Origin of the sequence: Mycobacterium sp. NPDC050441 (assembly GCF_040655355.1) — a bacterium.
Classification (GTDB): domain Bacteria; phylum Actinomycetota; class Actinomycetes; order Mycobacteriales; family Mycobacteriaceae; genus Mycobacterium.
The window spans coordinates 65,239-90,219 of sequence record NZ_JBFAJS010000016.1 but is presented as its reverse complement, the minus strand read 5'-3'; the positions used below and the strand labels follow the sequence as shown (position 1 = coordinate 90,219).

Here is a 24,981-nt window from a genome sequence, read left to right as displayed (position 1 = left end):
GACCACGACGGCCGGCGGCGTGTAAGTCCGCGCGCCGGCGTGGGGAACGCAATCGCTATCGCCATCAGACGGCCCGCCTTTCGATACACGCCACGAGATGGGGATTGCCCGGTCTGCCCTCCAACCGGACGTCGAGTTCGCTACCGCCGCACGCCGGTACCGCGATCGGGCATCGCGGGTGGAACGAGCAACCATCCGGCGGCGACAATGGGCTCGCGGGCTCGCCGGGTAGCACGCGTGATTCGCGGCCCAGGTCGGGGATCGCGTCGACGAGTGCCCGGGTGTACGGATGGGCCGGGTCGCCGATCACACGATCGGCGGGTCCGATCTCGACAATGCGGCCCAGGTACATCACGGCGATCCGGTCGGCCACCACCCGGGCAACCGACAGATCGTGGGTCACGAAGACGACCGACATCCCCAGGCTGCGGCGCAGATCCCCGATCAGGTTGAGGACCGAAGCGGCCAACGACACGTCGAGCGCGCTGGTCGGCTCGTCACACAGCAGCACCGATGGCGGGACCACGGTCGCCCGTGCCAGCGAAACCCGTTGGCGCTGACCGCCGGAGAGCTCCCCCGAGCGTGCTTTGGCCACCTCGGCCGGGAGGCCGACCCGTTCGAGTACCTCGCCCACGGCGGTGCGGCGTTGAGCCGCTGACATCTTGGTGCCGCGCAGCCGTTCGAAGATCAACTCACCGACCGACAGCCAGGGGGTCAGCGAGGCGCCCGCGTCCTGGAAGACCATCTGCGGACGTTGACCACCGGCCACCCGGACAGATCCCGAGGTCGGGGTCTCCAGCCCGGCGATGATCCGCAACAGTGTCGACTTGCCCGAGCCGCTCTCGCCGACCAGTGCCACGGATTCGCCCTGGCTCACGCGCATCGTCACGCCGCGCAGCGCGTGCAGCTTTCCGTGATTGCCCGCCGACCGGTCCAGCCACCGCCGCGACACCGCGAACGTCTTGGTGATGTTGGCCAGCGCCACTGCCGGCGGCTGCTCAGCGCTGCCCTCCTTCTTGGCCGGGTACAGCTCGCCGGCGTCGGCCGACAGGGAGCCCAACGTAGCCGCGATTTCCGGTGCTGGCCGGACGCAGGCGCTGACGCGTTGGGGTGCAACAGCAACGGGCTCCGGTAGTGATGCCGAACAGTCCCCGGTGGCTGCTGCGCAGCGCGGCTCGAATGCGCACCCGGGCAACGGCGAGGCTGGGCTGGGGACTGCGCCGGGCAGGGCTGCGAGCTTCCGGTCACGTGCGGTGTCCAGGGTGAGCCGGCTGCCGAGCAGTCCGTGGGTGTAGGGGTGGGCGGGGTTGGCCAGCACCTCGGCGGCAGGACCGATCTCGGCGATGCGTCCGGCGTAGAGCACCGCGATGCGGTCCGAGATCTGCGCGGCGACGCCCAGGTCGTGGGTGATCAGCACGATGCTGCAACCGATCTCGTCCCGTAGCCGCTGCAGCAGCCGCAACACCTGAGCTTGAACCGTGACGTCGAGCGCGGTGGTCGGTTCATCGGCTATCACGAGTTCGGGGTTTCCCGCGACCGCCATCGCAATCATCACGCGTTGACGCAACCCACCGGAGAGTTCGTGTGGGTATGCCCGCATCCGGCGCTTGGGTTCCGGAATGCCGACCGCGGTGAGAAGGCGCAGCGCCTCCTGCTCACTGCCGGCGGCTTCCTCCACCTGCTTGCCGATCCGCATCGTCGGGTTGAGCGAGGTCATCGGATCCTGGAACACGGCACCCAGATCGAGGCGACGCACCTTGCGCAACGCCTTGTTTCCGCCGTTGACCATGTCGGAGTTCGCCACCCGGACCGACCCGCCGACCTTGGCGGTCGTGGGCAGCAGACCGAGCATTGTGAACCCCAGAACGGTTTTGCCGGAACCGGATTCACCGACCAGGCCCACGATCTCCCCCGGGGCGATGGTGAGGGAGATCCCGCGCAGCGCGTGGATGTCGCGGCCGTTGCGACGAAAGGTGACGCGCAGGTCGTCGATGGTGGCGACCGCCTGTGGCGGTGAAAGTGACTTTGCCCCAACACGCATCGACGGGTCGTCAGCCGCGGGGTCACCTGCACCGAGACCCGCGGGGAGGGTGATGTCGATCGTGGCCTCAACCATCGTGGGCCTCCCAGAAGCGATGTGGCAATTCCGCGTCACCACCATGTGCCGCAGCCTGTCGAGCGACAGTTTTCACCGGCGGCGGCGTCGTCGGGTGTCACCGGCGTTAATGAGGTGTAAAGGAATTGACGGGTGCGGTAACCGTCACGTGTCACGGGTTTCTATCGAGTGACCGATACCCGGTGGGCTGGCCCTTCGTCTCCGAAAGGCCAACCATGGCGTTATGGCAGGACGTCCTCGCGTGAATACCCAGCGTCGTCCGGGGGTGACCGTGCGCGACGAAATCCTGGACGCCGCAGGTGAATTGTTCACCACGACCGGTTATGCGGGAACCTCGACGCGGACGATCGCCGAGGCCGTCGGCGTCCGCCAGGCATCCCTGTACCACTATTTCAAGACCAAGGACGACATCCTGTGTGCGCTTCTCGAGCAGACGGTCGCCCCGACTCTCGACTTCATCCCGAGCCTGCTCGGCGCCGAACCCGCGTTGACGGCCGACGAGCATCTGCATGCGTTGGCGGCGTTCGACGGCGCCCAACTGATGTCCGGCCGGTGGAACCTCGGTGCGCTCTATCTGCTGCCCGAATTGCGGGAAGCCAAGCTAGAGCCGTTCTGGTCGGACCGCGAGCGGCTGCGGCTGCACTACCTGTCTCTGAGCCGCGCGGTGAGCCAGCGGACCGGTGTTCACGAGGCGGCCGCCGACCTACCGTTCCGTCTCGTCGAATCGCTGGTCAACATGTGGTCGATGCCGGCCGGTCCGGGGCGATGCGAAATGCCGTTTCATGTCGCGGACGCCTGCCTGCGCGTCTTGGGTGTTCTCGACGATGCGGCGGCGGCCCTGCATACGCGTAGCCGCCGGGAGATCGACAGACACCACCCTTCATGAGGCCGCACGCCATCCACTGCATAGTGTTCGTTTCATGTTCCACGTCCTCACCACGACCTACCTGCAACCGATCGACGTTGTCGACCAGACCCGCCCCGCCCACGTGGCGTGGCTCAAGGAGGAAGTGGCCGCGGGCCGCATCCTGCTGGCCGGGCGTCTGGAAACGGCGACCGGTGCGGTGCTCATCACCGGAGACCTCAGCGAAGAAGAAGTCGAGGACGTGATCGCCCGCGATCCCTACACCTCGGCCGGACTCATTCGCTGCGAGCGCCTCTCCTTCAACGGGTCGGTCCGCGCCCCCGGGTTGTGACGTCATCCCGGCTTGATCCGGGAGATATGTCACAGGCGGTAGCGGGATTACCGCTGCCGCCTGCGTCGTTGCACGCTGCGGACTGCCGTCACAGGCGGTGATCAGTTAACCGGACTAACCTTTTCCGGGATACGTAAGACGACGAGCAAAGAGGGCTTTTTGATGAGCACTGTTTATGCCTATGCCGCCAACTCGGCGACCGAACCGCTGGCCAAGACCACCATCACCCGCCGCGAGGTAGGGCCGCACGATGTGGCCTTCGACATCCACTTCGCCGGCATCTGCCATTCCGACATCCACACCGTGAAGGCCGAGTGGGGCACCCCGAACTACCCCGTGGTGGCCGGCCATGAGATCGCCGGCGTCGTCACCGAGGTCGGCCCCGAGGTCACCAAGTACAAGGTCGGCGACCATGTCGGGGTCGGATGTTTCGTCGACTCCTGTCGTGAGTGCGACAACTGCAAGGCCGGATTGCAGCAGTACTGCACCGGCGGCGGCATGATCGGCACCTACAACTCGACCGAGCGCGACGGCACCCCGACCTACGGCGGCTACAGCGGCGCGATCGTCGTCGACGAGAACTATGTCCTGCGCATCCCCGACAGCATCCCGCTGGACAAGGCAGCTCCCCTGCTGTGCGCCGGCGTCACCCTGTTCTCGCCGCTGCGCCACTGGAACGCCGGACCGGGCAAGAACGTCGCCGTGATCGGCCTCGGCGGCCTCGGCCACATGGGCGTCAAGCTCGCTCACGCGATGGGCGCGCACGTGACCGTGCTGTCGCAGTCGCTGAAGAAGATGGAAGACGGCCTGCGCCTGGGCGCCGACGAGTACTACGCGACCAGCGACCCGGAGACGTTCAGCCAGTTGCGGGGCCGCTTCGACCTGATCCTCAACACCGTGTCGGCCAATCTCGACCTGGGCGCTTACCTGGGTCTTCTCGCGACCGACGGCACGCTGGTGGAACTGGGCGCGCCGGAGAAGCCGCTGGTGGTGCCGTTCTTCCCACTGGGCAGCCTGCGCCGCAGCCTGTCCGGTTCGATGATCGGCGGCATCCCGGAGACCCAGGAGATGCTGGACTTCTGTGCCGAGCACAACGTGACCCCGGAGATCGAGGTCATCGCGCCCGAATACATCAACGAGGCCTACGAGCGCGTGCTCGCCAGTGACGTGCGGTACCGCTTCGTGATCGACACCGCCTCGCTGCGCGGTTAGTCGGAACCAGCGCCAACAATCCCAGTCGTCAGCGCCGCGGATTGCAGTCACCTAGTGACCGCAATCCGCGGCGTAACGGGTTATCGGGCCTCTGAGTACTGGTCGGCGTCGGACTGCAGTTCGACGCCGGCCAGCGGCCAGCCCGCTGCGGCCAGTTTGGCCGCCACCCGCGCAATGTTCTCCGGACCGGCGTCGTGGTCGGTGACTTCGGCGATGAACTCCGCGATCTCGTCGCGGTCGATGGGATGGTCGACGTCGGCAGGCGCTGCGGCCTCAGCGAGGTTGCGCACCACCTCGGCCACCTGCTCCTCGGTGAGCGGGGTGGCCCGCAGCAGCGCGAGCAACGGCACGCGATCGGTGCCCGGGACCCCTTCCGGGTAGCCGGCACGCAGCCAGTTCAGAACCGAGATCAGCAGCGACTTGGTTGACACCCAGTAAGTTTCGCGGCTGCCCGGTCAACCCACCACTGGACGCGCCGACAGTTGGTCGGGCATTCATTCGTGATTTACCACCAAAAACAATCCCGCTGAGCGCAACCGGTGACCGTCCCCCGGCGTCCGGGCATCCTCGGCACAGTGACTCGTGTGATCCGCTTCAACGCCTTCGATATGAACTGCGTCGCCCATCAGTCTCCGGGGCTCTGGCGCCATCCGGAGGATCAGTCCTGGCGCTACAAGGACATCACCTACTGGACCGAACTGGCGAAGTTGTTGGAACGCGGGCGTTTTGACGGCCTGTTCATCGCCGACGTACTCGGCACCTACGACGTGTACGGTGCCAGCGATGAGGCGGCGATCCGCCAGGCCGCGCAGATCCCGGTGGGCGACCCGATGCTGCTGGTGTCGGCGATGGCGCTGGTGACCGAGAACCTGGGCTTCGGCATCACCACCGGGACGGGATTCGAGCATCCGTATCCCTTCGCCCGGCGGATGTCGACGCTGGACCACCTGACCAACGGTCGGGTCGGCTGGAACGTCGTCACCGGGTATCTTCCCGCGGCAGCACGCAACATGGGCCAGACCGATCAGCCGGCGCACGATGCGCGCTACGACCACGCCGACGAGTACCTCGAAGTCCTCTACAAGCTGTGGGAGGGCTCATGGGAGGACGGTGCGGTGGTGCGCGACGCCGAACGCGGGGTCTTCACCGATCCGGCCAAGGTGCACCACATCGGCCATTCCGGAGCACATTTCAGCGTCCCGGGGGTCCACCTGGCCGAACCGTCGCTGCAGCGCACGCCAGTCATCTACCAGGCCGGATCCTCGCCACGCGGAGTTCGTTTCGCCGCCGAGAACGCTGAGGCCATCTTCACCGCCGCGCCCACCAAAGCTCTTCTGCGCGAAACGGTTTCCACGATCCGCGCCGAGCTCGAGCTGGCCGGCCGGGACCCGTACTCCGCCAAGATCTTCAACCTCACCACCATCATCACCGGGCAGACAGACGAGGAAGCCCACGCCAGGCATGCCGAATACCTGGCGTACGGCGATCCCGAGGGAGCACTGGTGTTCATGTCCGGGTGGATGGGCGTGGACCTGGCCCGCTACGGACTTGACGAGCCGATCGGCAATGTCGATTCCAACGCAATCCTGTCCGCGGTCAAGGCCTTTCAGTCCGCCTCCGACAAGGGCGGTGAGTGGAACGTGCGCGATATCGCCGAGTGGGGTGAGATCGGCGGCATGGGACCGCGCATCGTCGGGTCCGGGGTGCACGTCGCCGACACCCTGCAGCAGTGGGTCGAGGAGACCGACGTCGACGGCTTCAACCTGGCGTACGCGATCACGCCCGGCTCGTTCGCCGAATTCATCGAGCACGTCGTGCCGGTGCTCACCGAGCGGGGCGCCTACCAGTCGGCCTACGCGCCCGGAACCCTGCGCAACAAGCTGCTGGGCAACGGCGATCGCCTGGCCGACGAACACCGTGGTGCCAGTTACCGTGTAGGAGGGCCGAATTCGACGATCATCGAACGACCCTCTACGCTGCCGTCCTCCGCGGCGTCGACGGCTGCCCAGCCCGCACGGGGCCGCTGACTCAGCGCGGCGCAGCCTGGACTGACGTGGGCTGCTTCTCCAACGTCGACGCCGGCAATCGGGTCTCTTCCACGCCGGGGGTGTTGAGCTGACCGGCCAGCCACGGCAGCGCGGCGCCAAGGGCGTTGGCGGCGAATGCCCAGTCATGGCGGCCCGGCGCGGTCTGCACCGAGCACCTGATCGCTTCGGCGCGGGCCGCGTCGCACAGCGTGGTCGCGGCGACGTCCTGCGCCTCGGGATTCGCCGTGGGATCGTGCGTCGTACCGCCACGTTGGGAGATTGGCACCTCGAACCACGCCGACACATCGGAGTACGGTCCGTGGCGGCGCATGATGGTGACCGGATCGTATGCCGCCCAGGCGTCGGCATCCCCGCCGAACAGACGACTGATCGTCTGTGCCTTGTCCCCCGCGTTCGGGCGCAGGTCACCGGCGATGTCGATGAACGACCGGAACATGTCGGGATGCATCAGCGTGAGGTCCACCGCGCAGGTTCCGCCCATCGACCAGCCCGCAATCCCCCAACCGTCGCGATCCGAGCGCACCCCGAAGTTCGAGATCAGGTACGGGACAACATCCTTGGTCAGGTGATCTGCCGCGTTGCCTCGGACGCCGTTGACGCACTCGGTGTCGTTGGCGAACGAGCCGGTGGCGTCGACGAACACGAACACCGGCGCGTTGCCACCGTGCGTAGCCGCGAAGCCGTCGATGATGCCCAGCACGTTGCCCGAGCGCAGCCAGTCGGCCGGGGTGTTCAGTTGTGACCCGATCATCATGACTGTCGGAAGTTCGGGCGGCGGGGTGCTGGCGAACCACGCCGGCGGAAGATAGACGAGCTCACTGCGGTGACTGAACCCGGAAGCCTGCGAGTCGATGGTCACCGGGACCAGCACGCCACTCGTGGGCCTGAAATGCGCCAGTTGCATCTTCGTGACGGTCAGCCGGTCCGTCTGCCCCGGAAGTGGGCTCGAGGTGAGCTGCTTCCACATGGCGTCCACGGTCGGGAAATACCCGACCCAGATGTTGAGCGTCAGTGCGCAGGCCAGCCCGCACACCCCGATCGCGGCGACCGAGGCGGTGCGTCGCCACCATCGCGCACTCACCCACCCCACAATGGCGACACCGCCGGCCAAGGCGGTCAACGCGATCCAAATCCACAACTCGGGCGGTCCGGCGTTTCCGGCCACCCCGATCGAATCGATGTACCAGTACGTCACTCCCGCCAACGCGGCCGCCGCGACCACAAGGGCCGGCAACAACCGACTGCGCCAGCGCGGCGAACGCCAACCCACGGCGGCTCCCAGCAGCAGTGCAGCAATCAGCTGAACGACAACCGGGAACCAGCCGTGGATCAGCGAGATCTGCGCAATGAGCTGGTGCATCGGTTCTTTTGATATCAGCGCCAGCTGTCAGCCCGCTGGAGGGATGCTGAGTGAGCGGCCGCCCACACCGGCGGTATCTTCCTGCGAGCCAGGATGGCACGTCTTAAGGTGGCCTGATGCGCATGAGGATTCTGGTGGCCCTGATGGGCGCGGCGGTCGGCGCCGGCGTCGGTTTCCCTGGCATCGCTGCTGGGGACCCGCCGCCCCCACCGCTCAATCTCAACGCGCTGACGCCGGTGAAGCCGTCAGACTTCGCGATGCACAACGGCGAGTACTACGCATTCGCGGTGCCGGGCGATATCGCATGCGCAATCGGCCGCGGATCAGGCAAATACGGCTGCAGCGGCCCACTGCCCGCAGCACCGGACGGGGCCAACGCCGTTACCGGCGCCCAGCAGGGACCGCCCACGTTCATGAACGACAACCGGCCACTGTTCGTGTTCGACGGGCTGCCCAACCGGTTACCACCTGGGTCGCGCATCAGCTTCCGCAACGTGACCTGTGGCACCGACGGCACGGTGACGATGTGCAGCAACTCCTTTGACGGAGCCGGGTTCGTCCTCAGCCCAGGCGGCAGTTACGTCCTCGATGTGAACAACCCACTGCTGCTCAACACCGGTGAAGGGCGCAACCCGTACGCCAACTAGCTAGAAGTCCCAGTCCTCGTCTTCGGTGTTGACGGCCTTGCCGATCACGTACGAGGAACCCGAGCCCGAGAAGAAGTCGTGGTTCTCATCGGCGTTCGGTGACAGCGCGGACAGGATCGCCGGGTTCACGTCGGTCTCGTCCTTGGGGAACAGCGCCTCGTAGCCGAGGTTCATCAGCGCCTTGTTGGCGTTGTAGCGCAGAAACTTCTTGACGTCCTCGGTGAGCCCGACCTCGTCGTAGAGATCCTGGGTGTACTCGACCTCGTTGTCGTAGAGCTCGAAGAGCAGCTCGTAGGTGTAATCCTTGAGCTCCGTACGCTTTTCCTCGTCCAGGAGGGCCAACCCGCGCTGGTACTTGTAGCCGATGTAGTAGCCGTGAACGGCCTCGTCACGGATGATCAGCCGGATCATGTCGGCGGTGTTGGTCAGCTTGGCCCGGCTGGACCAGTACATCGGCAGGTAGAAGCCCGAGTAGAACAGGAAGCTCTCCAGCAGGGTGGAGGCCACCTTGCGCTTGAGCGGCTCGTCACCCTTGTAGTACTGCATGACGATCTCGGCCTTGCGCTGCAGGTTCGGGTTTTCCTCCGACCAGCGGAACGCGTCGTCGATCTCGGCCGTCGAGCACAGCGTGGAGAAGATGTTGCTGTAGCTGCGGGCGTGCACCGACTCCATGAAGGCGATGTTGGTGTAGACGGCTTCCTCGTGCGGGGTGAGCGCATCAGGGATCAGGCTGACGGCGCCGACTGTGCCCTGAATGGTGTCCAGCAGCGTCAGGCCGGTGAACACCCGCATGGTGAGCTGCTTCTCGTGCGCAGTGAGCGTGCCCCACGACGGGATGTCGTTGGACACCGGCACCTTCTCCGGCAACCAGAAATTACCGGTGAGCCGATCCCAGACCTCGGCGTCCTTCTCATCCTGGACACGGTTCCAGTTGATCGCTGAGACACGGTCGATCAGCTTCATGCCTTCGCTCACCAGAACCCCACTTCACCAGGTTGTTTTGTTTGCCGGACAGTACCCACGACACTACCCCTGGGGTCAGCTACCCGCGGTGACCGCAACACCTTGTGTTTTCGTGTCGCGCGCCTCATGGATGAAATCGAACTCCTCGGGGTCCAGCTTGCGCGTTGCCAGCCAGTACTGCCAGGTCATACCGCTCCACAGGGTCCGGTTGACGCCGTGGGCGTCCATGTACCAGCTCCGGCAACCTCCGGTGTTGAACACCGTGTCGGCCAGATCGCGTTGCAGCTCGGCATTGAACTCCGCCTGGGCGACAGGGTTGGGCGACAGCGCAGCAGCCCCGGCGTCGTCGACGGCGGCGATCGCCTGACCGACGTAGCGGATCTGCGATTCGATCATGAACACCACCGAGTTGTGGCCCAGTGCGGTGTTCGGCCCGAGCAGGAAGAACAGATTCGGCATACCGGACACCGCGATGCCGCGGTGGGCTGCCATGCCCTCGCGGTTCCAGCGGTCCACCAGATCCTCACCGCCGGCACCCTTGATGTCGACGTAGGTGTAGGAGTCGGTGACGTGGAAGCCGGTGGCCCACACGACCACGTCGGCCGGATGCTCGACGCCGTCGGCGGTGACGATACCGGTCGGGGTCATCCGGGAGATCGACTCGGTGATCACCTGGGCCTTGGGGTTGGCGATTCCGCGGTAGTACTTGTCGGAGTTGAGGATTCGCTTGCACCCGGCGCGGTAGCTCGGGGTGAGTTTGCGGCGCAGCTCGGGGTCCTTGATGCTGCGGTTGATGTTGTAGCGGCCCATCGCCTCGCCGATCTTGAGCAGCCGCGGCTGCTGCGTCATCGCGAAGCCGACCCCCTCGTGGATCCAGTAGATGGCGGCGCGCATCGCCGCGCGGGTCCCGGGCACATAGCTGAACAAGCGCCGAATCCATTGCGGGAACTTGTTGTTCACCCGTGGCATGACCCAGGCCGGGGTGCGCTGGTAGAGGTGCAGCTCGGCGACGTCCGTGACGATCTCGGGCACGATCTGGATGGCGCTGGCGCCGGTGCCGATCACCGCGACCCGCTTGCCGGTGAGGTCGACGCTGTGGTCCCACTCCGCGGAATGGAAAGCCGCACCGGCGAAATCCTCGCGCCCCTCGATGTCGGGAATCTGCGGGATGTGCAGTCCGCCGGCCCCGGACACCAGGAACTGGGAGATGAACTCCTGGCCGGTGTCGCTGAACACATGCCAGCGCAGCTCTTGTTCGTCCCAGTGCGCGCGGTCCACATGGGTGTTGAACCGGGTGTAGCTGCGCAGCCCGTACTTGGCGGCCACGCCCAGCAGGTAGTCCTGGATCTCAGGCTGGAAGGACCACATGTGGCTCCAGTCCGCCTTCGGCTCGAAGGAGAACGAGTACATGTGCGACGGGATGTCGCAGGCACAGCCCGGGTAGGTGTTGTCGCGCCATGTCCCACCGAACTCGTCGGCCTTCTCCAAGATGAGGAAGTCGACGCCTCGGCGTTGCAGCTCGATCGCCATTCCCATCCCCGAGAACCCGCTGCCGATGATCAGGGCGCGGGTGTGGATTGGTTGCTGACCCTGCGGCGAGGGTTGGGCAGCCGTCATAGCTCAGTCCTTTTCTGGGAACGCCGGTACCGGATACTTCCCAGTCTCCGGACCTGGGACGCCGCTGTCAACGAGACGATTAGCTGGCGTGCTGGCGACGCTGAACACCTTCGTGCAGCGGCAGGTCCGGGTCGATCCAGATGCCGAGCAGTTCACAGGTGCCGTTGATGGAACCGACCATGATGGTGGTCAGGTGGTTGACGAACTCCTCGGCCGGCATCCGGCGCGGGCTGTCCTCATCGGTGCCCAGCCACCAGTCCGTGGCCGACGCGCAGGCACCGAATGTGGCGAATGCCGCCAATTCGATCGCGGCCCCGTCCAGTTCCATCTCGCGCAGTTCGTTGGAGAACATGTCGGCCATCGCCAGGGTGATGCCGCGGCCCTCGTTGAGGGCCCGCATGGTCGATTCGCTCTGTTCGGCGAACCGGCCCTGGATCAGGAACCGCAGCACATTCGGGTGTTCGTCGACGAGCCGGACGTACTGCTCGACACTGCGCCGGATGACTTCCCGGGCCGGGTCGGCGCCGAGGTTGATCGCCGGGAAGATCGCCGACCACAGCATGTCGCGCAGTCGCTCGCCGATGGCCTGGAACAGATCGGACTTGTCGGCGAAGTGGCGGTAGATCTTTGGCTTGGCCGTACCGGCCTCTTCGGCGATCTCGCGCAGGCTGACCTCGGGGCCCAATCGGTCGATCGCCCGGAACGAGGCGTCGACAATTTCTGACCGCACCTTCTTACGGTGCTCACGCCAGCGCTCGCTACGGGCATCAACCTTGACGCCCGGGCCATCGCTGGAATGTGATCTCGACGTTCGCCGCACGCGATCACTGTACCCGCCCTGATAGCGCTGACCTGCCAAGACCGCCCGACAACACGCGGTTTTGCCGTTTGACCCGGGCGTTCGCCCGTCAAGCCGTCGACACCTGGCTTGGGTACTATCGCAGCCACAGTCAACCAATGAGACGAGGCTCATGACGCAGCGATACGACCTGGTCGTAGCAGGTGGCGGCCCATCGGGGTCGGCCGCCGCATGGCAGGCCGCTCAGACCGGCGCCAAGGTGCTGGTTCTCGACAAAGCGGAGTTCCCCCGCGACAAGCCCTGTGGCGATGGACTCACCGCCCGCGCGGTGAGCTACCTGCAGAAGATGGGCCTGGCCGACGAGGTCTCCAAGTTCCATCGGGTCAACAAGGTGACCGTGTTCAGCCCCAGCGAGTGGGAGCTGTCCTTCCCGCGTCGCCCAGGCATGCCCGACCACGGCCATACCGTGAGCCGCACCGAACTCGACACGCTGCTGCTCAAGCACGCCGAGTCGGCAGGCGCCGAGGTCCGCCAGGGTGCCGAGGTCGCCGGACCCGAGTTCGACGCCAAGGGCCGCGTGGTCGGCGTGGTGCTCAAGAGCGGTGAGAAGGTGTTCGGCGACGCGGTCATCGCGGCCGACGGTGCCTACTCCCCCATCAAGCGGGCGCTGAAGATCGACTCGGAGTACAACGGCTACTCGGCCATCGCGATCCGGTCCGAGATGCACGCCAACCGTCCCGATTCGGATGCCTTCGAGATCTACCTCAAGCTGTTGTTCCAGGGCGATCAATTGCCCGGCTACGGCTGGATCTTCCCGATGGGCGGGGGCCGGTTCAACATCGGTCTGGGCTACGTGAACAGCTACAAGAACTGGCAGTCGATCAACGCCACTCAGTTCCTCGGCGACTTCCTGCGGACCCTGCCCGCGGAATGGGAGCTGCCTCCGATCGAGGAGCTCAAGAAGAACAAGAGCGTGCGGGCGTGGCGATTGCCGATGGGCTTCACGGCGTGGCCGCCGTGGCGTCCCGGCGTGTTGTTCGTCGGTGACTCGCTGGGCGCCGGCAAGCCGGTATCCGGGGCCGGCATCTCCAAGGCGCTCGAATCCGGTTTGACCGCAGGCGAATGCGCGATTGCCGCACTCACCAACGGTGGGCCCGACGACTTCACGAACTACGAGCAGCGGATGCGTGCCGCCTGGGGCGACGAGTACCGACGCGGTCGGTTCTTCAACAAGCTCGCCGGGATGCCCGCGGTCGCGGGTGCGGGCCTGAAGGCGTTGGACAACCACACCTTCCGCGATCTGCTGCTCAAGTCGCTGTACAAGAAAGCGCAGAGCCCGCAGCACACGTAGGCATCAGACGGCGAGCGTGAAGTCCCTGCGACGTAGATTTTTCGCAGGGACTTCACACTTGTTGTGGCCGACCAGCTTTCGTTCAGGGTGTATGGCGCGTCGGCGACGCCTGAGGCTGACTCAGATCACCGTCGGTGAACCGTGAAACCGCGTGTCCGATCGCGGTCACCAGTGCGGGACTACCGGTGTGCCCGGAGTCCTCGATGACGACAAGTTCGGCCGTTGGCCATGTCTGGGCGAGTTCCCACGCAGTACGCAGTGGAGCGGACAGATCGAGACGGCCGTGAATCAACACAGCGGGAATCCCCGCCAGGCGGTGGGCATTTCGCAAGAGCTGTCCGTCTTCAAGCCAGGCGTGACGGGCGAAATAGTGCGTACAGATGCGCACAAACGCGTGCTTCGCAGCACCTGACCGGGCGCTGTATTGGCCCGGCGTCCCCTGGGTCTCATGCGCTATCGCCGCGTCCTCCCACTCGCACCAATCACGCGCCGCCTGTTCACGCACCGCCACGTCGGGGTTTTCCATCAGCACCCGATAGGCCTCGACCAGATCGCCGGCGCGCAGGTGCTCGGGCGCACCAGCCCGGAAACATTCCCATTCCATCGGCAACAGCAGACGCAAACCGTGGTAAAGCCAGTCGATTTCGCTGGGGCGGGTCATTGTCACCCCGATCAGGATGATGCCCTCCACCCGTTCGGGATAGCGCTCGGCGTAGGCCAGGATGAGCGTCGACCCCCACGAACCGCCGTACAACAGCCAACGTTGGACGCCCAGATGGATGCGAAGCGCTTCCATATCGGCAATGAGGTGATCGGTGGTGTTGTGTGCCATGTCGGTAGCCGGGTCGGCGGCACTGGGCAGGCTGTCCCCGCAGCCGCGCTGGTCAAACGACACAACCTGAAACACCGTGTGATCGAACGTCCGGTGCGCGCTCTGCGAGCGGCCACCACCGGGTCCACCGTGCACGATCAGCACCGTGCGACCGGAGGGATTGCCCCGCGTCTCCCAATACATGCGATTGCCGTCGCCGACGTCGAGCATTCCGAAACGTCGTGGCCCCAGGGCCATCGATTGTTCTTCCCCCATAGATCATCACGCTAATCGACCGGATCGGCAGCTCCACTGCATCATCGCCCCACCTCCACATCAGATAGCGTGGCAAAGTGCCTTGGCGACAACGATTCGGCAGGAACTGTGGATCCGCCGTGATGCTTGGGGCACTCGCGTATGCCACCGCCTGTTCACACGTCGTCACCGGGCAACCGGTCGCCGGAAGCGACGCCCACGACGCACCGGCGCATAGCTCACCCACCGCGAAGTGGCGTGACCATGTCCTGCCCTCGGACTGCCTGCTCAGCGGAGCGCAGATGTCAGCCCTCGCGGGCGTCGAAATCGACAGTGGTCTCGACGCCGAAATCAAGAACTCCAATGGGCCCGCCGGGCACAGCTGCAACTACTACGCCACCGCGGGCGGCGTGTTGTCGTTCACGGCCACGATCAAGGTCCAGTCACCCACCTCCGGAGTGATCACCGAGGAGCTCCTCGCCGATATCGGCAGACCGGGGGCCACTGAAGTTCCCGGTGTCGGACTACGCATGATCATCGAACCGCTCACCGCCCCAGGCGATTTCCCCGCGATGCGCGTCGCCACCGACAAGTATCTGACGAACGTCGTGCTCGTGGTCGGCAACATTCCCGGGCCGCCCGACGTCGCCGCGTGGACACGAGCGGCATCCGAAATCCTCGAATCTCTTCCCGCCTGACGTCCAGCAAGAGCACACGGTGTGTGCCCAGCCGGTAACCAGATGAGAGTCCGGCCCACCCTGTCGGGCCGGTAGGCATTTGCTGCCATTCCGACGCGGTATGAATTCACTTCGAGTAAATTGACGCTGCCTTCAATCTTGACACTCGAAAAGGATCTCTATGACGATTAGCGGCACCGGCCGTGCTCTTGTCCTACTCGGACTAGCAATGGCCATCGGCGCATCAACGATCCACGCGCCCGCGGCCAGTGCCGACCTCCCTCCCAGCTGCGAGACCCGCCCGTGGGGCTTCCTGGGCTCGGAGACGCGTTTCATCTGCGACGAACCGATCCGACCGGACGGGTCGTGGACACGCCGCCGAATCATCGGGGTTCCCCGCCACTATCAGAACCCAAGCAGCCGCTGCTCCTCTGGCAGGTATGACAGCTACTGCACCTATTACCCGGGCGGCTGGGTCGAAGACAAGATCTCGAGTAAGGACACCTACGAGGTGCGTGCCGACACCATTCCTCCAGACGAGCCCGGGCATATGCCGGACCCGGCACCGGTTCCGCCGCCACCCCCAGAAGCTCCGGCGCCCTGACGCTGACTTAGCGGGCCGGCCATTTGCCGGCCCCTTCAATGTCTAGCCTTCCGGATAGAAAAGAAACAGCACACAACCCTCCGCGGATTGCGGTACATGCCACGAGCCTGCCGGGGCGTGGAGGAATGTGCCTGCGGCGTAGTCGTTGACGCCGTCGTTGAAGACGCCGGAAACCACGTAGACCTCTTCAGGGCCTGGGTCATGCAGGTCTTCACCCACCCAGACCGCGCCCGGCGCGATGGTGGTGATTGCCGCCTTGGCTCCGTTTGCGCCTCGCCAGAGTGGCTGGACGGTGATTCCGGGAAAGACTTCGATCGGTTCGACGTCCGCAGTCGATTTCCATACGTATCCGGGCGCGTTCGGACCGAAAGACGCAACGTCACCGTTAGTTGTCATATGTGCACGAACCTCGCGCAGGGCATCACGATTCCCGGTGCGTCAGCGTCGGCCGCGCTTGGCCGAGCCTGGCTTACGGGCGACCTTGCCCGCTGCGGCGCGGGCGGCCTGCTTGGCGAGCGTCTTTTCTCGTGCGGTGCGTTTCGGTGCCGGCTCGACCTGTCCCCGCGACGAACCGGGTTTGCGGCCGCGCACGATCCCGACGAACTCCTCGACCAGGGCCGGCTGCGGCCCTTTCGGGAAGGCGAGCGCGACGGGGCAGGTGGGCGCGTCGGTGATCAGACGGTACGTGAGATCTTTGCGGTGATGCAGCCGCGCCAGCGACTGCGGAACAATGAGCGCGCCCATCCCTGCGGCGACGAGTTCTATTGCATCTGAGGTGGTTTCGGGCCGGTGATCGACGAGGGCGCCGGGAGCGTCCGCCCAGGCGACCACATCGTCGAGCGGGAGCAGCGTCGGCTCGCCGTCGAGGTCCGCGGCGGTGATCTCCTCAGCGGCGGTGAGAAGGTGATCGGTCGGCACCACGGCCACCGTCGTCTCCTCGTAGAGAGCGATGACGGCCAGCCCAGACGTGTCGGCGGACGGCCGGAGCAACGCCACGTCGACGGTGCCGTCCCGCACAGCGGCAGCCGCTTCTGCCGCGGCGACAGCGCATAACCGCAGCGGCACCCCGGGGTGCCGTTCCGCCCAGATCCGCGCCCATTTCGCGGGCGTCCCGCCGGGGACGTACCCGAGGGTGAGGGACTGCGGGGTCACCGCCTCAGGTTACCGATACCCTGAATCCATGAGCAGGCCGAACGCGCAGTCCATGAAACCCGCCACTGCGGCGAAGAAACTGGACGTGTATTTACCCGCGACGCCTGCCGAGTTCCAGGAGAACGCCATCACCCGGTCCGAGCTCGCCGCCCTGCAGGCGGACCCGCCGCAGTGGCTCAAGGACCTCCGCAAGAACGGGCCGCACCCGAAGAACCTCGTGGCGGCCAAGCTGGGCATCTCGATCGCGGGTCTCGCGCGTGGCGACGTCGGGGATGCGCTCACCACCGAGCAGATCGATCAGCTGCTCGGGGAGAAGCCGGAGTGGCTGGTCGCCGAACGCGAGAGCTACCAGAGCGTGCTGCGCGAGGAGCGGCGCTTGAAGTCGCTGCGCGCGGAACAGGCCCGCGACGCCTGACGGCGCTGGCCACGTGCCACCACCGCCGAATGGCTAGTTATTGCACACAATTTCGCGATTTGCGTGCAATGACTAGCCATTCGGCGGGGTGACGGCAACGCCGCAGAGAGCGCGCCCCGCGGAACTGAGCTGAAATCGCAGCGGCTTTCGGGATGCCACATCGACAAGCCCGGCGTCGACGAAACGCTGCACCCTGGATCGGACGAACTGTTTGGAAGGCGATTCATATCAAATAGATGACGCACATGACGCACTCCGAACGGACGCACCAGCACCAGATGCCTGACACTCCAAACCCTCCGCTGGGCATTGCCACGTTCAACGTCAACGGAATCCGGGCGGCACGCCGTCGCGGCTTCGACGCCTGGCTCGCCGGGCGGGGGCTCGACGTGGTGGCCCTGCAGGAGTTGCGCTGCCCACGCGAGGAGGTCGGCGCGTTCGACGGTTATCGCGCGGCAATCGACTGCGGCTCGATCCCGGGCCGCAACGGCGTCGCGATCCTGACGCGCGAGGCACCGTCGGATGTGCGGACCTGGGTCTCGCATCCGCCGCACAGCCGGGGCCTCGGGGCCTATGCGAGCGAGGGCCGGTACCTCGAGGTCGACCTCGCGGACGTTCCCCTCACCGTGGCGTGCCTCTACCTGCCGAAGGGCGGCCTGCCCGCGCACTTGCAGCGGCCCGGCACCATGCGCGATACGCCTGACGGCGGCGCCAAGTACGACCGGAAGATGCGCTTCCTCGGGGCGTTCGCGCGCGAGCTGAGCCGGAACCGCCGGGCGGCGCTCGACGCGGGCCGCGAGTTCCTGCTACTCGGAGACCTGAACCTCGCTCATCTTCCGCACGACGTGACCAATTGGCGGCCCGCACAGAAGATGGAGGGCTTTCTCCCCGAGGAACGCGCCTGGCTGGACACACAGATCGGGCCGCGCACGCTCGTCGACGTGGTGCGGACGCTGCACGGCGACCGCCCCGGGCCGCTGTCCTGGTGGAGTTGGGCCGGCGAGTCGTTCGTCAAGGACGTGGGCTGGCGCATCGATCACCACCTGGCCACGCCGCGGCTCGCGCGGACCGCCACGTCGGTGACCGTCGACAAGGAACCCGAACCCCGCGCGCGGCTGTCCGACCACGCGCCCGTGGTCGTGCGGTACGCCTTCCGTTGAACCGCCGGTTCACGCATGTGAACCGCCGGTTCACGCATGCGATGAGTTCTGCACGGACCGGCTGTCTAACCCTGTGACGGCACCTGCTTCCGGGCGCCGCGGACCACGGGAGCTACCCGATGCACGCCATGATCTTCGTCCACCTGCCCGTCGCCGATGTCGCGCGCTCGCGGAAGTTCTTCACCGGCCTCGGCTATTCGCTCAACGAGAACTTCAGCAGCGACAGCGCAGTGACGCTGCTGCTGGGCGAGAACCAGTTCGCGATGCTGACGCAGCGCGATGTCTTCGACTCCCTGCACCCTGCCGAGACTGCCGACGCGTCGAAGACGAAGGAGTGCGTCGTCTGCTTGAGTGTCGACAGCCGCGAGTGCGTGGACACGCTCGTGGACGGCGCCATCGCCGCGGGCGCCACGGCGGGCGATACCGACGACGAGGACTTCATGTACGGCCGCAGCTACAACGACCTCGACGGCCACTCCTGGCAGATCTTCTGGATGAACCCCGCCGCCGCCTGAACGCCGAACGGCCTTAGTGACCCCCGCGCACTCCGAGCAGCGTGAGGGCCGCAGCCACCTCGATCGGGTTGCGCGCAAAGGGTTTCGGCAGCAGTTCGTCGATCCGGGCGAGGCGCCGATCGATGGTGTTGCGGTGGGTGTACAGCCGTTCGGCGGTGCTCGTGCGGTTGAGTCCCTCGTCCACGTAGGTCAGTACCGTCTGGTGCAGCACCGGGCTGGCGTCCTTCAATTCACCGAGCACGTCGGCGACGAACTGGTCGGCCGACGACAGATCCGTCGACAACAGGTCCACCAGGTGGACGTCCTCGTAGCGCACGATGGACAGCCCGGAGTCCAGGCGTGCCAGAAGCCGTTGCGCTGCAGCGGCATCCATGTGTGTTCGCCGGAAACCACTCACGCCTGGGGCCGCGCGGCCGAGTGCCACGCGCGCACCGCACCGTCGTCCCAGGCGTTCGGCGAGGTCGGCGACCGTTGGCGTGGTCTTCGCCGGTATCCACAGCCACACCGCAGCGGTACCGGCGACCACCGTCAGCCGCCGGTCCGCGCCGCACGCCCGCATCACCTGCTCACTGGCGCGTTCGAGTTCGGCCACGTCTTTCTCGGAGTCGACCCAGACGACGACGCCGACGTGCGAACCCGTCAGTGCATAGCCCAGCTGCGCTTCTGCGCGCGACGGTGCGATGTCCGCGCCCTGGAGCAGGAGCTCGACGGTGGCGTAGCGCTGCAGCTGCGAGCCACCGGCGAACTCCTCGCGGACCTTACGGATGTGCTCGGCAAGTTCGGCGATGGAGTCATCGACGAATGCCGTGAGCGAATTCCCGGAGACCTCGATCAGTTCGCGAAGCTGTTCCGCGTCGTCCGTAGCCTGGAAACACGTGGCCAGCCACCACTTCCAGGCGACACGTTGAGCCGATCGCCACGACAGGACATCGTCGGTGGTCAGGCCGCGCAGCACCACATCACGTGCGTAGGTGCGCATCGCGCTTCCCGCTGCCGGGGCGACCCGGCGACCAGGTTCGGCGATGTTGGACGTCAGCCAGTGCTTGAGGTGGGTGGCCACCATGCGGGCGTCGACCTCCGCGAGCACCGGGTCGTCGGCGATCGCCTGGTACCGCGGGTCCTGCAGCGACGCCGCCGTCAGCTCGTCGATGACGTCCCCGGACCTCGCCAGCGCCGTCTCGGCAAGTCCGCGGATCAGCCGACGGACCGGATCGGATGCATCGGGCCACAGCTGATCCGGTGTCATGGCAACAGTCTGCCGCTACAGGCCGAGGTGGTCGGCGAGTTCGCGGTAGTCGACCATCCAGAGTCCGGGCGAGCCGGTGGGGTACTGAGAGCGGAAGCCAAGGATGCGCTGGACGCGCTCCGGCAGGGTCTTCACCACGTCACGATCGACGAGGAACGGGTACGCCTCCTCGCCGACCAGGAAGCCCGGGTTGAACGCGAAGGACACCGCGCGACGGTACTGGTCGGTGGTGACGTTGGCGCCGCCGCCATGGGCGGTCTTGCCGCTGAAGAAGAGGGCATCGCCGGCGTTCATGATGGCCGGGACCGTCTGCTCAGGGGTGCCGCGATCCTGGAAGTCGGGCCACTGGTGGCTGCCCGGGATGACGCGGGTCGCGCCGTTCTCCTCGGTGAAGTCCGTGAGGGCGATCAGGAAGTTGAGGGTGATCTCGGGGCCGGCGGGGCCCATCCCGACGAAGGGGAACCAGTTCTCGAGGTCGCGGTGCAGGAACTGCGCGCGGTTGCCGGGGCCGATCTCGATGACCTGGGCGGTGGTCATCCAGTAGGTGCCGGACTCCTCGAGGAAGGTCGCATCACACAGGGCGTGGACCAGATCGTGGTCGATGATCTCGCTGCGGAAGACCGGGCTGTGGGTGACCAGGTTGGTGAGGCGCTTGGTGTTGGCACCGTGGAACTCGTTGACGATCTCGAATTCGTGCTTGCCGCCGGCGGTCAGCGCGGTGAGGGGGGCCTCGATCTCGGCGTTGAAGCGGGTGACCTGCTCGGGGGTGAGCAGGCCCTCGATGATCACCCCGCCGTCCTCGGCGACGACGGCGAGGATGTCCGCGACGTCCGCGGTGCTGCGGATGCGTTGGATGGCCGAATCAACTGTTGTCATGGTGATTTCCGTTCCTGTTGGAGCCGACGGCACCGAGGGTCCGTGGTGTGAATGAAGGGTGTGCCATCGCAACGATGGCGCAAGTCCCACCATCGCGGCTGCGGGTCGCGGCCACCATCCGCACCTCACACCGTCTGTGCGCCGACGATGGTGCATATCGCACCGGGCCTGCACGTCGGGTCCGTATGTGTGTGCGATTTCCACCGGTGCCGGCCGCAGAACGCTGAGATTCGGTGTAGTGCGCACCACATCCATCCCGGCAGTCTGAGGCACATCGCAAAGTGCCGGGTTCGGCGCAGGAAGGAACCGACAGATGAGCATCTCAGCAAGCAGCCCGGAGTACTTCGACGTCGTGATCATCGGGGCAGGCATCTCGGGGATCGGCGCCGCGGCGTACCTCACCCGTGAGTTCCCGAAGAAGAAGGTGGCACTTCTGGAGGGCCGCGCCGCCATCGGCGGCACGTGGGATCTGTTCCGGTACCCCGGTATTCGGTCGGACTCGGACCTGCACACGTTCGCGTACGAGTTCAAGAGCTGGCGCGACGAGAAGGCGATCGCGGACGCGCCGCTGATCCTGGACTATCTGAAGGAGACTGTCGAGGAGTACGGCCTCACCGAGATCATCAGGTACCGCCACCGCGTCGTGGCCGCCGCCTGGTCGAGTGACGACGCAGAATGGGTGCTGACCGTCGAGGTCACCGACGCCGACGGCGTGGTGCACAGCGAGGTGATCAAGGCGGGGTGGGTGTACGCCGGCACCGGCTACTACCGGTACGACGAGGCCTACACCCCGGAGTTCGAGGGCCGAGAAGACTTCGAGGGCGACATCATCCACCCGCAGTTCTGGCCCGAGGGATACGACCACTCCGGCAAGAACGTCGTCGTCATCGGCAGCGGCGCAACGGCAATCACGCTGATCCCGTCAATGCTCAAGGGCGAAGGCGCCGCCGACCACGTCACCATGCTGCAGCGCACGCCGACGTACATCATGTCGATGCCGCGCGTCGACGCCCTGAGCCTGAAGCTCACCCGGCTCCTTGGGGAACGGCGCGGCTACCTCGCGACGCGGTGGAAGAACGTGTTGATCGATTGGGTGGTCGTCGAGCTGATGACCCGGTTCCCGAAGACCGCACGGCGCCTCATCCGCCACCTGAACATGAAGAAACTGCCGGCCGGATTCGACGTGGACCGCCACTTCAACCCGCCCTACGACCCCTGGGACCAGCGCCTGTGCCTCGCGCCCGACGGCGATTTCTTCGCGTCGATCCGCGAGGGCCGGGCATCGGTGGTGACCGACCGGATCCGCCGGTTCACCAAGACCGGAATCGAGCTCGAGTCGGGTCAGGCGCTGCCGGCCGACCTCATCGTCACGGCAACGGGGCTGAATCTGCTCCTGTTCGGCGGCATCGACCTCACCGTCGACGGACGACCGGTCGATCTGGCCGGCAGCGTGGTGTACCGAGGGTTCCTGCTGTCGGGCGTGCCGAACTGGATGATGGCGATCGGCTACACCAAATCGTCTTGGACACTGAAGATCTCGCTCCTCGGCAAGAGCCTCATCGAACTGCTTCGCTACATGGACACCCACGGGTACGACACCGTCGCTCCGTATGCGGCCGAGGGCGTCGGCACTCGATCGATTCTCGACCTCGACGCGGGATACATGCAGCGCGCGAGGCGCGCCCTGCCGAGTCAGGGCGACGCGATGCCGTGGCAGATGCGGAACGTGTACCTGGAGGACCGGAAGATGTACCGGGGATCTGTCATCGACGACAATCTCCGCTTCAGCTCTCGGCTGGAACGCGAACTGGCGGACGGCGGCGCCGAGGTCAGCCAGGCAGCTTCTGGACGAGCCGCCTCGTGACGACGATCAACGCGGCGTGCACAGCCCCGGACCCCGCCCGCTTGACCGTCCCCGAGCAGATCCAGCGCGCCATGTTCACGGCTCTTGGTCGCGTTCCGAGAGCGATGCTCCGCCGGCTCGTCCCACCGACCGTCAACTCGGACGGTGACGTGATGGAACCGGAGATCGCCCTGCTCATGCGTGTCGCCGCCGGGGCACCGGATTTCAGCGACGGTACGGTCGCCGACGCCCGAGCCATCATGGAGGCCGACTGCAGGGTGTTCGCGGACAAGTCCGAGACCGTGGACGTGGACTCCGGCATCGTTCTGCCCAGCGGTATCCGGGCCAGCCTCTATCGTCCGAAGGTACGGTCCCGGGGGCTGGTGTTGTTCCTCCACGGCGGAGGTTTCGTTCTCGGAAGTCGCCGAGCATACGACTCCCCTGCCCGGTTGATCGCGGCCCGCGCCGGGGTCAATGTTCTGTCCGTCGAGTATCGACTGGCCCCTGAGGCCCCTTTCCCGGCTCCGGTCGACGACGCCTGGGAGGCATGGCGATTCGCCGTCGAGCACTGCGCCGACTGGGGCATCGACCCGGCACGCATCGTGTTGCTCGGCGATAGCGCCGGCGCGAATCTGTGCGCGGTGCTGTCGAATCAACTGCAGGGCGAGGCACTTCGCCCCAGGATGCAGGTACTGATGTACCCGTTTGTCGACGCCGTGGGTGGGTACCGTTCGCGCGACGAGTTCGCCGACAACCCGGCGCTCACCGGCAAGCAGATCGAGTGGTTGGGTGAGCTTTACGTGCCCGATGCCGGCGACCGATCCGACCCGCGGGTGTCACCGATTCTTGCCGAGGATCTCTCCCAGGTACCGGCGACGCTGATCACTGTCGCTGGTTTCGATCCGCTGCGGGACGAGGCGATCGCGTACGCCAAGCGGCTCAACGACTCCGGTGTCCCCACGCGCCTGGTTCGAGAAAGCGGCCTGGTGCACGGGTACCTCTCCATGACGCAGATCAGCCCAGCGGCACGCGATGCGGTCGACCGCATCGCCGCCGCGATCAGCCGGGCCGTGGCTTCCGAAAGGCAAGAGTGAATTCCCTCGCGATGGCGCTGCTCCTGCTCGCCGATCTCTGCATGCTCGCCGCAGGTTTGTACTACGGTGCGAAATTCCTGCGCCGCCAACACAATCTGCTACTCGGGCTCGAATGGCTGGTGATCGGGCTATCGGGTACCAACGTGCTGTTCCTGGCCGCCACCGGGGTCTCGCATTCGAGTTTCAGCTATCACCTCATGGTGTTTTTCGATGCGTTCTCGCGTTCGTTCGGCATGACGCTGATCATCGTGCTCGGGATGATGGCAGTGACGCACGGCTACCGGCCCTCCTGGTGGGTGGAAGTCGGCGCCGTGGCGGCGGCGGTCGCGGTGGGGTTGAACCGCGCATTCGACGTGCGTCCCGTCGAGTTCGGGTGGTCGACCTTCTATCTCGTGATGAATCTTGCTGTGGCCCTCTTCATGTTCGCGGTTGCTGTTCGCCTGTGGCGGATCGGCGACCGGCGCAACGCGACATGGGTCTTCGTGGCGACGGCCCTCGGGGCGTTCGTGGCGGTGATCTACGACTTCGTCCACATTCCGGGTGACGACGCCGAACACACGCTGTTCTACATCCTGGCGATGTCGGTCTGGGCGCTGATGCTCGTGACGTACTACCACGGATACAACGTGCTCGCGGTGTCTCGCCGCAGCTCTGCGAGCACTTGTCGCGAGCAGACGCGAATAGTCGCCCAAACTCGGCGCATGAACGCACTGCGTGCCGAGCAAGCTCGCGAGAGCTGACTCGGACAAACTTCGGATATGGACGAGACGCCACGGGCCACGTACGCAGTCGACAGCGACGACCCGCAATACGCCGGCACGGCCTACACCCTGCACGAGCTCGATGACGGCTCGGTACTGGTGTCTCTCGAATACGCCGACGGCAGCGCCCTCGAAGCGGGCTACCTCTACGCGGAGGAGATCGACGGCCTCAGCGAGAGCGAGTTGCTCGCGGAAATCGACCAGGCGATCCGGGCCGCCGGCCTACCCTCGCGCAGCGATACCGTGACACCCAGCTGACCGAA

Annotated in this window: 26 protein-coding genes; 15 read left to right on the top strand and 11 right to left on the bottom strand. The window is 65.9% G+C overall.

The features are described from left to right. Window positions 1-64: 64 nt before the first annotated feature. A complete protein-coding gene (locus AB0I14_RS31780; protein WP_358030915.1) occupies window positions 65-2,041 on the bottom strand; it encodes an ABC transporter ATP-binding protein in 1,977 nt (658 codons plus the stop codon). A 298-nt stretch (window positions 2,042-2,339) separates the two neighbouring features. On the opposite strand from AB0I14_RS31780, the gene AB0I14_RS31775 reads away from it, so the two are divergent. From AB0I14_RS31775 to AB0I14_RS31765, 3 genes are all read left to right on the top strand, one after another. Further along, complete coding sequence (locus tag AB0I14_RS31775) at window positions 2,340-3,002, top strand: TetR/AcrR family transcriptional regulator (protein ID WP_358030862.1); 663 nt, start codon at window positions 2,340-2,342, stop codon at window positions 3,000-3,002. A 34-nt stretch (window positions 3,003-3,036) separates the two neighbouring features. Next, the gene (locus AB0I14_RS31770) at window positions 3,037-3,312 is read left to right on the top strand and encodes a YciI family protein (RefSeq protein WP_358030859.1); all 276 of its coding nucleotides are present in this window, start codon (window positions 3,037-3,039) and stop codon (window positions 3,310-3,312) included. A 162-nt stretch (window positions 3,313-3,474) separates the two neighbouring features. Next, window positions 3,475-4,524: an NAD(P)-dependent alcohol dehydrogenase gene (locus tag AB0I14_RS31765; RefSeq protein ID WP_358030856.1), complete on the top strand. Its 1,050-nt coding sequence runs from the start codon at window positions 3,475-3,477 to the stop codon at window positions 4,522-4,524. Between the two features lie 80 nt (window positions 4,525-4,604). Here AB0I14_RS31765 and AB0I14_RS31760 read toward each other — a convergent pair whose 3' ends face one another. Beyond that, window positions 4,605-4,955, bottom strand: a complete 351-nt coding sequence (locus AB0I14_RS31760) for a DUF3349 domain-containing protein (protein ID WP_358030853.1) — start codon at window positions 4,953-4,955, stop codon at window positions 4,605-4,607. A 144-nt stretch (window positions 4,956-5,099) separates the two neighbouring features. On the opposite strand from AB0I14_RS31760, the gene AB0I14_RS31755 reads away from it, so the two are divergent. Continuing rightward, window positions 5,100-6,551, top strand: a complete 1,452-nt coding sequence (locus AB0I14_RS31755; protein ID WP_358030850.1) for an LLM class flavin-dependent oxidoreductase — start codon at window positions 5,100-5,102, stop codon at window positions 6,549-6,551. A gap of 1 nt (window position 6,552) precedes the next feature. On the opposite strand, the gene AB0I14_RS31750 is transcribed toward AB0I14_RS31755, so the two are convergent. Next, window positions 6,553-7,932, bottom strand: a complete 1,380-nt coding sequence (locus AB0I14_RS31750) for an alpha/beta hydrolase-fold protein (protein WP_358030847.1) — start codon at window positions 7,930-7,932, stop codon at window positions 6,553-6,555. A 116-nt stretch (window positions 7,933-8,048) separates the two neighbouring features. Here AB0I14_RS31750 and AB0I14_RS31745 point away from each other — a divergent pair, with 116 nt between their 5' ends. Further along, window positions 8,049-8,579 carry a hypothetical protein gene (locus AB0I14_RS31745; protein ID WP_358030844.1) on the top strand — a complete coding sequence of 177 codons (531 nt, stop codon included), beginning with the start codon at window positions 8,049-8,051 and terminating at the stop codon, window positions 8,577-8,579. Here AB0I14_RS31745 and nrdF read toward each other — a convergent pair whose 3' ends face one another. From nrdF to AB0I14_RS31730, 3 genes are all read right to left on the bottom strand, one after another. Next, window positions 8,580-9,554, bottom strand: a complete 975-nt coding sequence (gene nrdF, locus AB0I14_RS31740) for a class 1b ribonucleoside-diphosphate reductase subunit beta (protein WP_358030841.1) — start codon at window positions 9,552-9,554, stop codon at window positions 8,580-8,582. A 63-nt stretch (window positions 9,555-9,617) separates the two neighbouring features. Further along, the gene (locus tag AB0I14_RS31735) at window positions 9,618-11,159 is read right to left on the bottom strand and encodes an NAD(P)/FAD-dependent oxidoreductase (protein ID WP_358030838.1); all 1,542 of its coding nucleotides are present in this window, start codon (window positions 11,157-11,159) and stop codon (window positions 9,618-9,620) included. A gap of 79 nt (window positions 11,160-11,238) precedes the next feature. Next, on the bottom strand, window positions 11,239-11,979 hold the full coding sequence (locus tag AB0I14_RS31730) for a TetR/AcrR family transcriptional regulator (protein WP_358030835.1): 741 nt from the start codon (window positions 11,977-11,979) through the stop codon (window positions 11,239-11,241). Between the two features lie 151 nt (window positions 11,980-12,130). Here AB0I14_RS31730 and AB0I14_RS31725 point away from each other — a divergent pair, with 151 nt between their 5' ends. Then, entirely contained in the window at window positions 12,131-13,309 is a 1,179-nt protein-coding gene (locus AB0I14_RS31725) for a geranylgeranyl reductase family protein (RefSeq protein ID WP_358030832.1), read from the top strand. A gap of 82 nt (window positions 13,310-13,391) precedes the next feature. Here AB0I14_RS31725 and pip read toward each other — a convergent pair whose 3' ends face one another. Beyond that, entirely contained in the window at window positions 13,392-14,396 is a 1,005-nt protein-coding gene (gene pip, locus AB0I14_RS31720; RefSeq protein ID WP_358030829.1) for a prolyl aminopeptidase, read from the bottom strand. 122 nt (window positions 14,397-14,518) lie between these two features. Between pip and AB0I14_RS31715 the strand changes: the two genes are divergently transcribed. Next, window positions 14,519-15,073 carry a hypothetical protein gene (locus AB0I14_RS31715; protein ID WP_358030826.1) on the top strand — a complete coding sequence of 185 codons (555 nt, stop codon included), beginning with the start codon at window positions 14,519-14,521 and terminating at the stop codon, window positions 15,071-15,073. 160 nt (window positions 15,074-15,233) lie between these two features. Then, window positions 15,234-15,656: a hypothetical protein gene (locus AB0I14_RS31710; protein ID WP_358030823.1), complete on the top strand. Its 423-nt coding sequence runs from the start codon at window positions 15,234-15,236 to the stop codon at window positions 15,654-15,656. Between the two features lie 42 nt (window positions 15,657-15,698). Here the strand turns inward: AB0I14_RS31710 and AB0I14_RS31705 are convergent, their stop codons facing one another. Continuing rightward, window positions 15,699-16,052, bottom strand: a complete 354-nt coding sequence (locus AB0I14_RS31705) for a cupin domain-containing protein (protein WP_358030820.1) — start codon at window positions 16,050-16,052, stop codon at window positions 15,699-15,701. A 42-nt stretch (window positions 16,053-16,094) separates the two neighbouring features. Further along, window positions 16,095-16,808 carry a LysR family substrate-binding domain-containing protein gene (locus AB0I14_RS31700; protein ID WP_358030818.1) on the bottom strand — a complete coding sequence of 238 codons (714 nt, stop codon included), beginning with the start codon at window positions 16,806-16,808 and terminating at the stop codon, window positions 16,095-16,097. Between the two features lie 28 nt (window positions 16,809-16,836). Here AB0I14_RS31700 and AB0I14_RS31695 point away from each other — a divergent pair, with 28 nt between their 5' ends. The 3 genes from AB0I14_RS31695 (at window position 16,837) to AB0I14_RS31685 (ending at window position 18,898) form a co-directional block, all read left to right on the top strand. Next, a complete protein-coding gene (locus tag AB0I14_RS31695) occupies window positions 16,837-17,223 on the top strand; it encodes a DUF5997 family protein (RefSeq protein ID WP_358030815.1) in 387 nt (128 codons plus the stop codon). A gap of 278 nt (window positions 17,224-17,501) precedes the next feature. After that, window positions 17,502-18,383, top strand: a complete 882-nt coding sequence (locus tag AB0I14_RS31690) for an exodeoxyribonuclease III (RefSeq protein ID WP_358030813.1) — start codon at window positions 17,502-17,504, stop codon at window positions 18,381-18,383. A 119-nt stretch (window positions 18,384-18,502) separates the two neighbouring features. After that, window positions 18,503-18,898, top strand: coding sequence for a glyoxalase (locus AB0I14_RS31685; protein ID WP_358030810.1), 396 nt, complete (start codon window positions 18,503-18,505; stop codon window positions 18,896-18,898). Window positions 18,899-18,911: 13 nt separating this feature from the next. On the opposite strand, the gene AB0I14_RS31680 is transcribed toward AB0I14_RS31685, so the two are convergent. Both AB0I14_RS31680 and AB0I14_RS31675 read right to left on the bottom strand, forming a co-directional pair. Continuing rightward, complete coding sequence (locus tag AB0I14_RS31680; protein ID WP_358030807.1) at window positions 18,912-20,144, bottom strand: helix-turn-helix domain-containing protein; 1,233 nt, start codon at window positions 20,142-20,144, stop codon at window positions 18,912-18,914. 15 nt (window positions 20,145-20,159) lie between these two features. Next, window positions 20,160-21,020 carry a phytanoyl-CoA dioxygenase family protein gene (locus AB0I14_RS31675; protein WP_358030805.1) on the bottom strand — a complete coding sequence of 287 codons (861 nt, stop codon included), beginning with the start codon at window positions 21,018-21,020 and terminating at the stop codon, window positions 20,160-20,162. Window positions 21,021-21,333: 313 nt separating this feature from the next. On the opposite strand from AB0I14_RS31675, the gene AB0I14_RS31670 reads away from it, so the two are divergent. The 4 genes from AB0I14_RS31670 to AB0I14_RS31655 are packed head-to-tail and all read left to right on the top strand — an operon-like array spanning window position 21,334 to window position 24,976. Next, window positions 21,334-22,884 carry an NAD(P)/FAD-dependent oxidoreductase gene (locus AB0I14_RS31670; protein ID WP_358030802.1) on the top strand — a complete coding sequence of 517 codons (1,551 nt, stop codon included), beginning with the start codon at window positions 21,334-21,336 and terminating at the stop codon, window positions 22,882-22,884. Continuing rightward, window positions 22,881-23,957, top strand: coding sequence for an alpha/beta hydrolase (locus AB0I14_RS31665; RefSeq protein ID WP_358030799.1), 1,077 nt, complete (start codon window positions 22,881-22,883; stop codon window positions 23,955-23,957). The genes AB0I14_RS31670 and AB0I14_RS31665 overlap by 4 nt, the downstream gene beginning before the upstream one ends. After that, window positions 23,954-24,697 carry a hypothetical protein gene (locus AB0I14_RS31660; protein WP_358030796.1) on the top strand — a complete coding sequence of 248 codons (744 nt, stop codon included), beginning with the start codon at window positions 23,954-23,956 and terminating at the stop codon, window positions 24,695-24,697. The genes AB0I14_RS31665 and AB0I14_RS31660 overlap by 4 nt, the downstream gene beginning before the upstream one ends. Before the next feature lie 18 nt (window positions 24,698-24,715). Next, a complete protein-coding gene (locus tag AB0I14_RS31655; RefSeq protein WP_358030793.1) occupies window positions 24,716-24,976 on the top strand; it encodes a hypothetical protein in 261 nt (86 codons plus the stop codon). The last annotated feature ends 5 nt before the right edge of the window (window positions 24,977-24,981 follow it).

What these genes read in the sequence shown, in the direction of transcription:
- AB0I14_RS31780 (WP_358030915.1), bottom strand. Translation starts at nt 2,041, where the DNA reads ATGCGTGTTGGGGCAAAGTCACTTTCACCGCCACAGGCGGTCGCCACC.
- AB0I14_RS31775 (WP_358030862.1), top strand. Translation starts at nt 2,340, where the DNA reads ATGGCAGGACGTCCTCGCGTGAATACCCAGCGTCGTCCGGGGGTGACC.
- AB0I14_RS31770 (WP_358030859.1), top strand. Translation starts at nt 3,037, where the DNA reads ATGTTCCACGTCCTCACCACGACCTACCTGCAACCGATCGACGTTGTC.
- AB0I14_RS31765 (WP_358030856.1), top strand. Translation starts at nt 3,475, where the DNA reads ATGAGCACTGTTTATGCCTATGCCGCCAACTCGGCGACCGAACCGCTG.
- AB0I14_RS31750 (WP_358030847.1), bottom strand. Translation starts at nt 7,932, where the DNA reads ATGCACCAGCTCATTGCGCAGATCTCGCTGATCCACGGCTGGTTCCCG.
- AB0I14_RS31745 (WP_358030844.1), top strand. Translation starts at nt 8,049, where the DNA reads ATGCGCATGAGGATTCTGGTGGCCCTGATGGGCGCGGCGGTCGGCGCC.
- AB0I14_RS31735 (WP_358030838.1), bottom strand. Translation starts at nt 11,159, where the DNA reads ATGACGGCTGCCCAACCCTCGCCGCAGGGTCAGCAACCAATCCACACC.
- AB0I14_RS31725 (WP_358030832.1), top strand. Translation starts at nt 12,131, where the DNA reads ATGACGCAGCGATACGACCTGGTCGTAGCAGGTGGCGGCCCATCGGGG.
- pip (WP_358030829.1), bottom strand. Translation starts at nt 14,396, where the DNA reads ATGGGGGAAGAACAATCGATGGCCCTGGGGCCACGACGTTTCGGAATG.
- AB0I14_RS31715 (WP_358030826.1), top strand. Translation starts at nt 14,519, where the DNA reads ATGCTTGGGGCACTCGCGTATGCCACCGCCTGTTCACACGTCGTCACC.
- AB0I14_RS31710 (WP_358030823.1), top strand. Translation starts at nt 15,234, where the DNA reads ATGACGATTAGCGGCACCGGCCGTGCTCTTGTCCTACTCGGACTAGCA.
- AB0I14_RS31705 (WP_358030820.1), bottom strand. Translation starts at nt 16,052, where the DNA reads ATGACAACTAACGGTGACGTTGCGTCTTTCGGTCCGAACGCGCCCGGA.
- AB0I14_RS31695 (WP_358030815.1), top strand. Translation starts at nt 16,837, where the DNA reads ATGAGCAGGCCGAACGCGCAGTCCATGAAACCCGCCACTGCGGCGAAG.
- AB0I14_RS31690 (WP_358030813.1), top strand. Translation starts at nt 17,502, where the DNA reads ATGCCTGACACTCCAAACCCTCCGCTGGGCATTGCCACGTTCAACGTC.
- AB0I14_RS31685 (WP_358030810.1), top strand. Translation starts at nt 18,503, where the DNA reads ATGCACGCCATGATCTTCGTCCACCTGCCCGTCGCCGATGTCGCGCGC.
- AB0I14_RS31680 (WP_358030807.1), bottom strand. Translation starts at nt 20,144, where the DNA reads ATGACACCGGATCAGCTGTGGCCCGATGCATCCGATCCGGTCCGTCGG.
- AB0I14_RS31675 (WP_358030805.1), bottom strand. Translation starts at nt 21,020, where the DNA reads ATGACAACAGTTGATTCGGCCATCCAACGCATCCGCAGCACCGCGGAC.
- AB0I14_RS31670 (WP_358030802.1), top strand. Translation starts at nt 21,334, where the DNA reads ATGAGCATCTCAGCAAGCAGCCCGGAGTACTTCGACGTCGTGATCATC.
- AB0I14_RS31655 (WP_358030793.1), top strand. Translation starts at nt 24,716, where the DNA reads ATGGACGAGACGCCACGGGCCACGTACGCAGTCGACAGCGACGACCCG.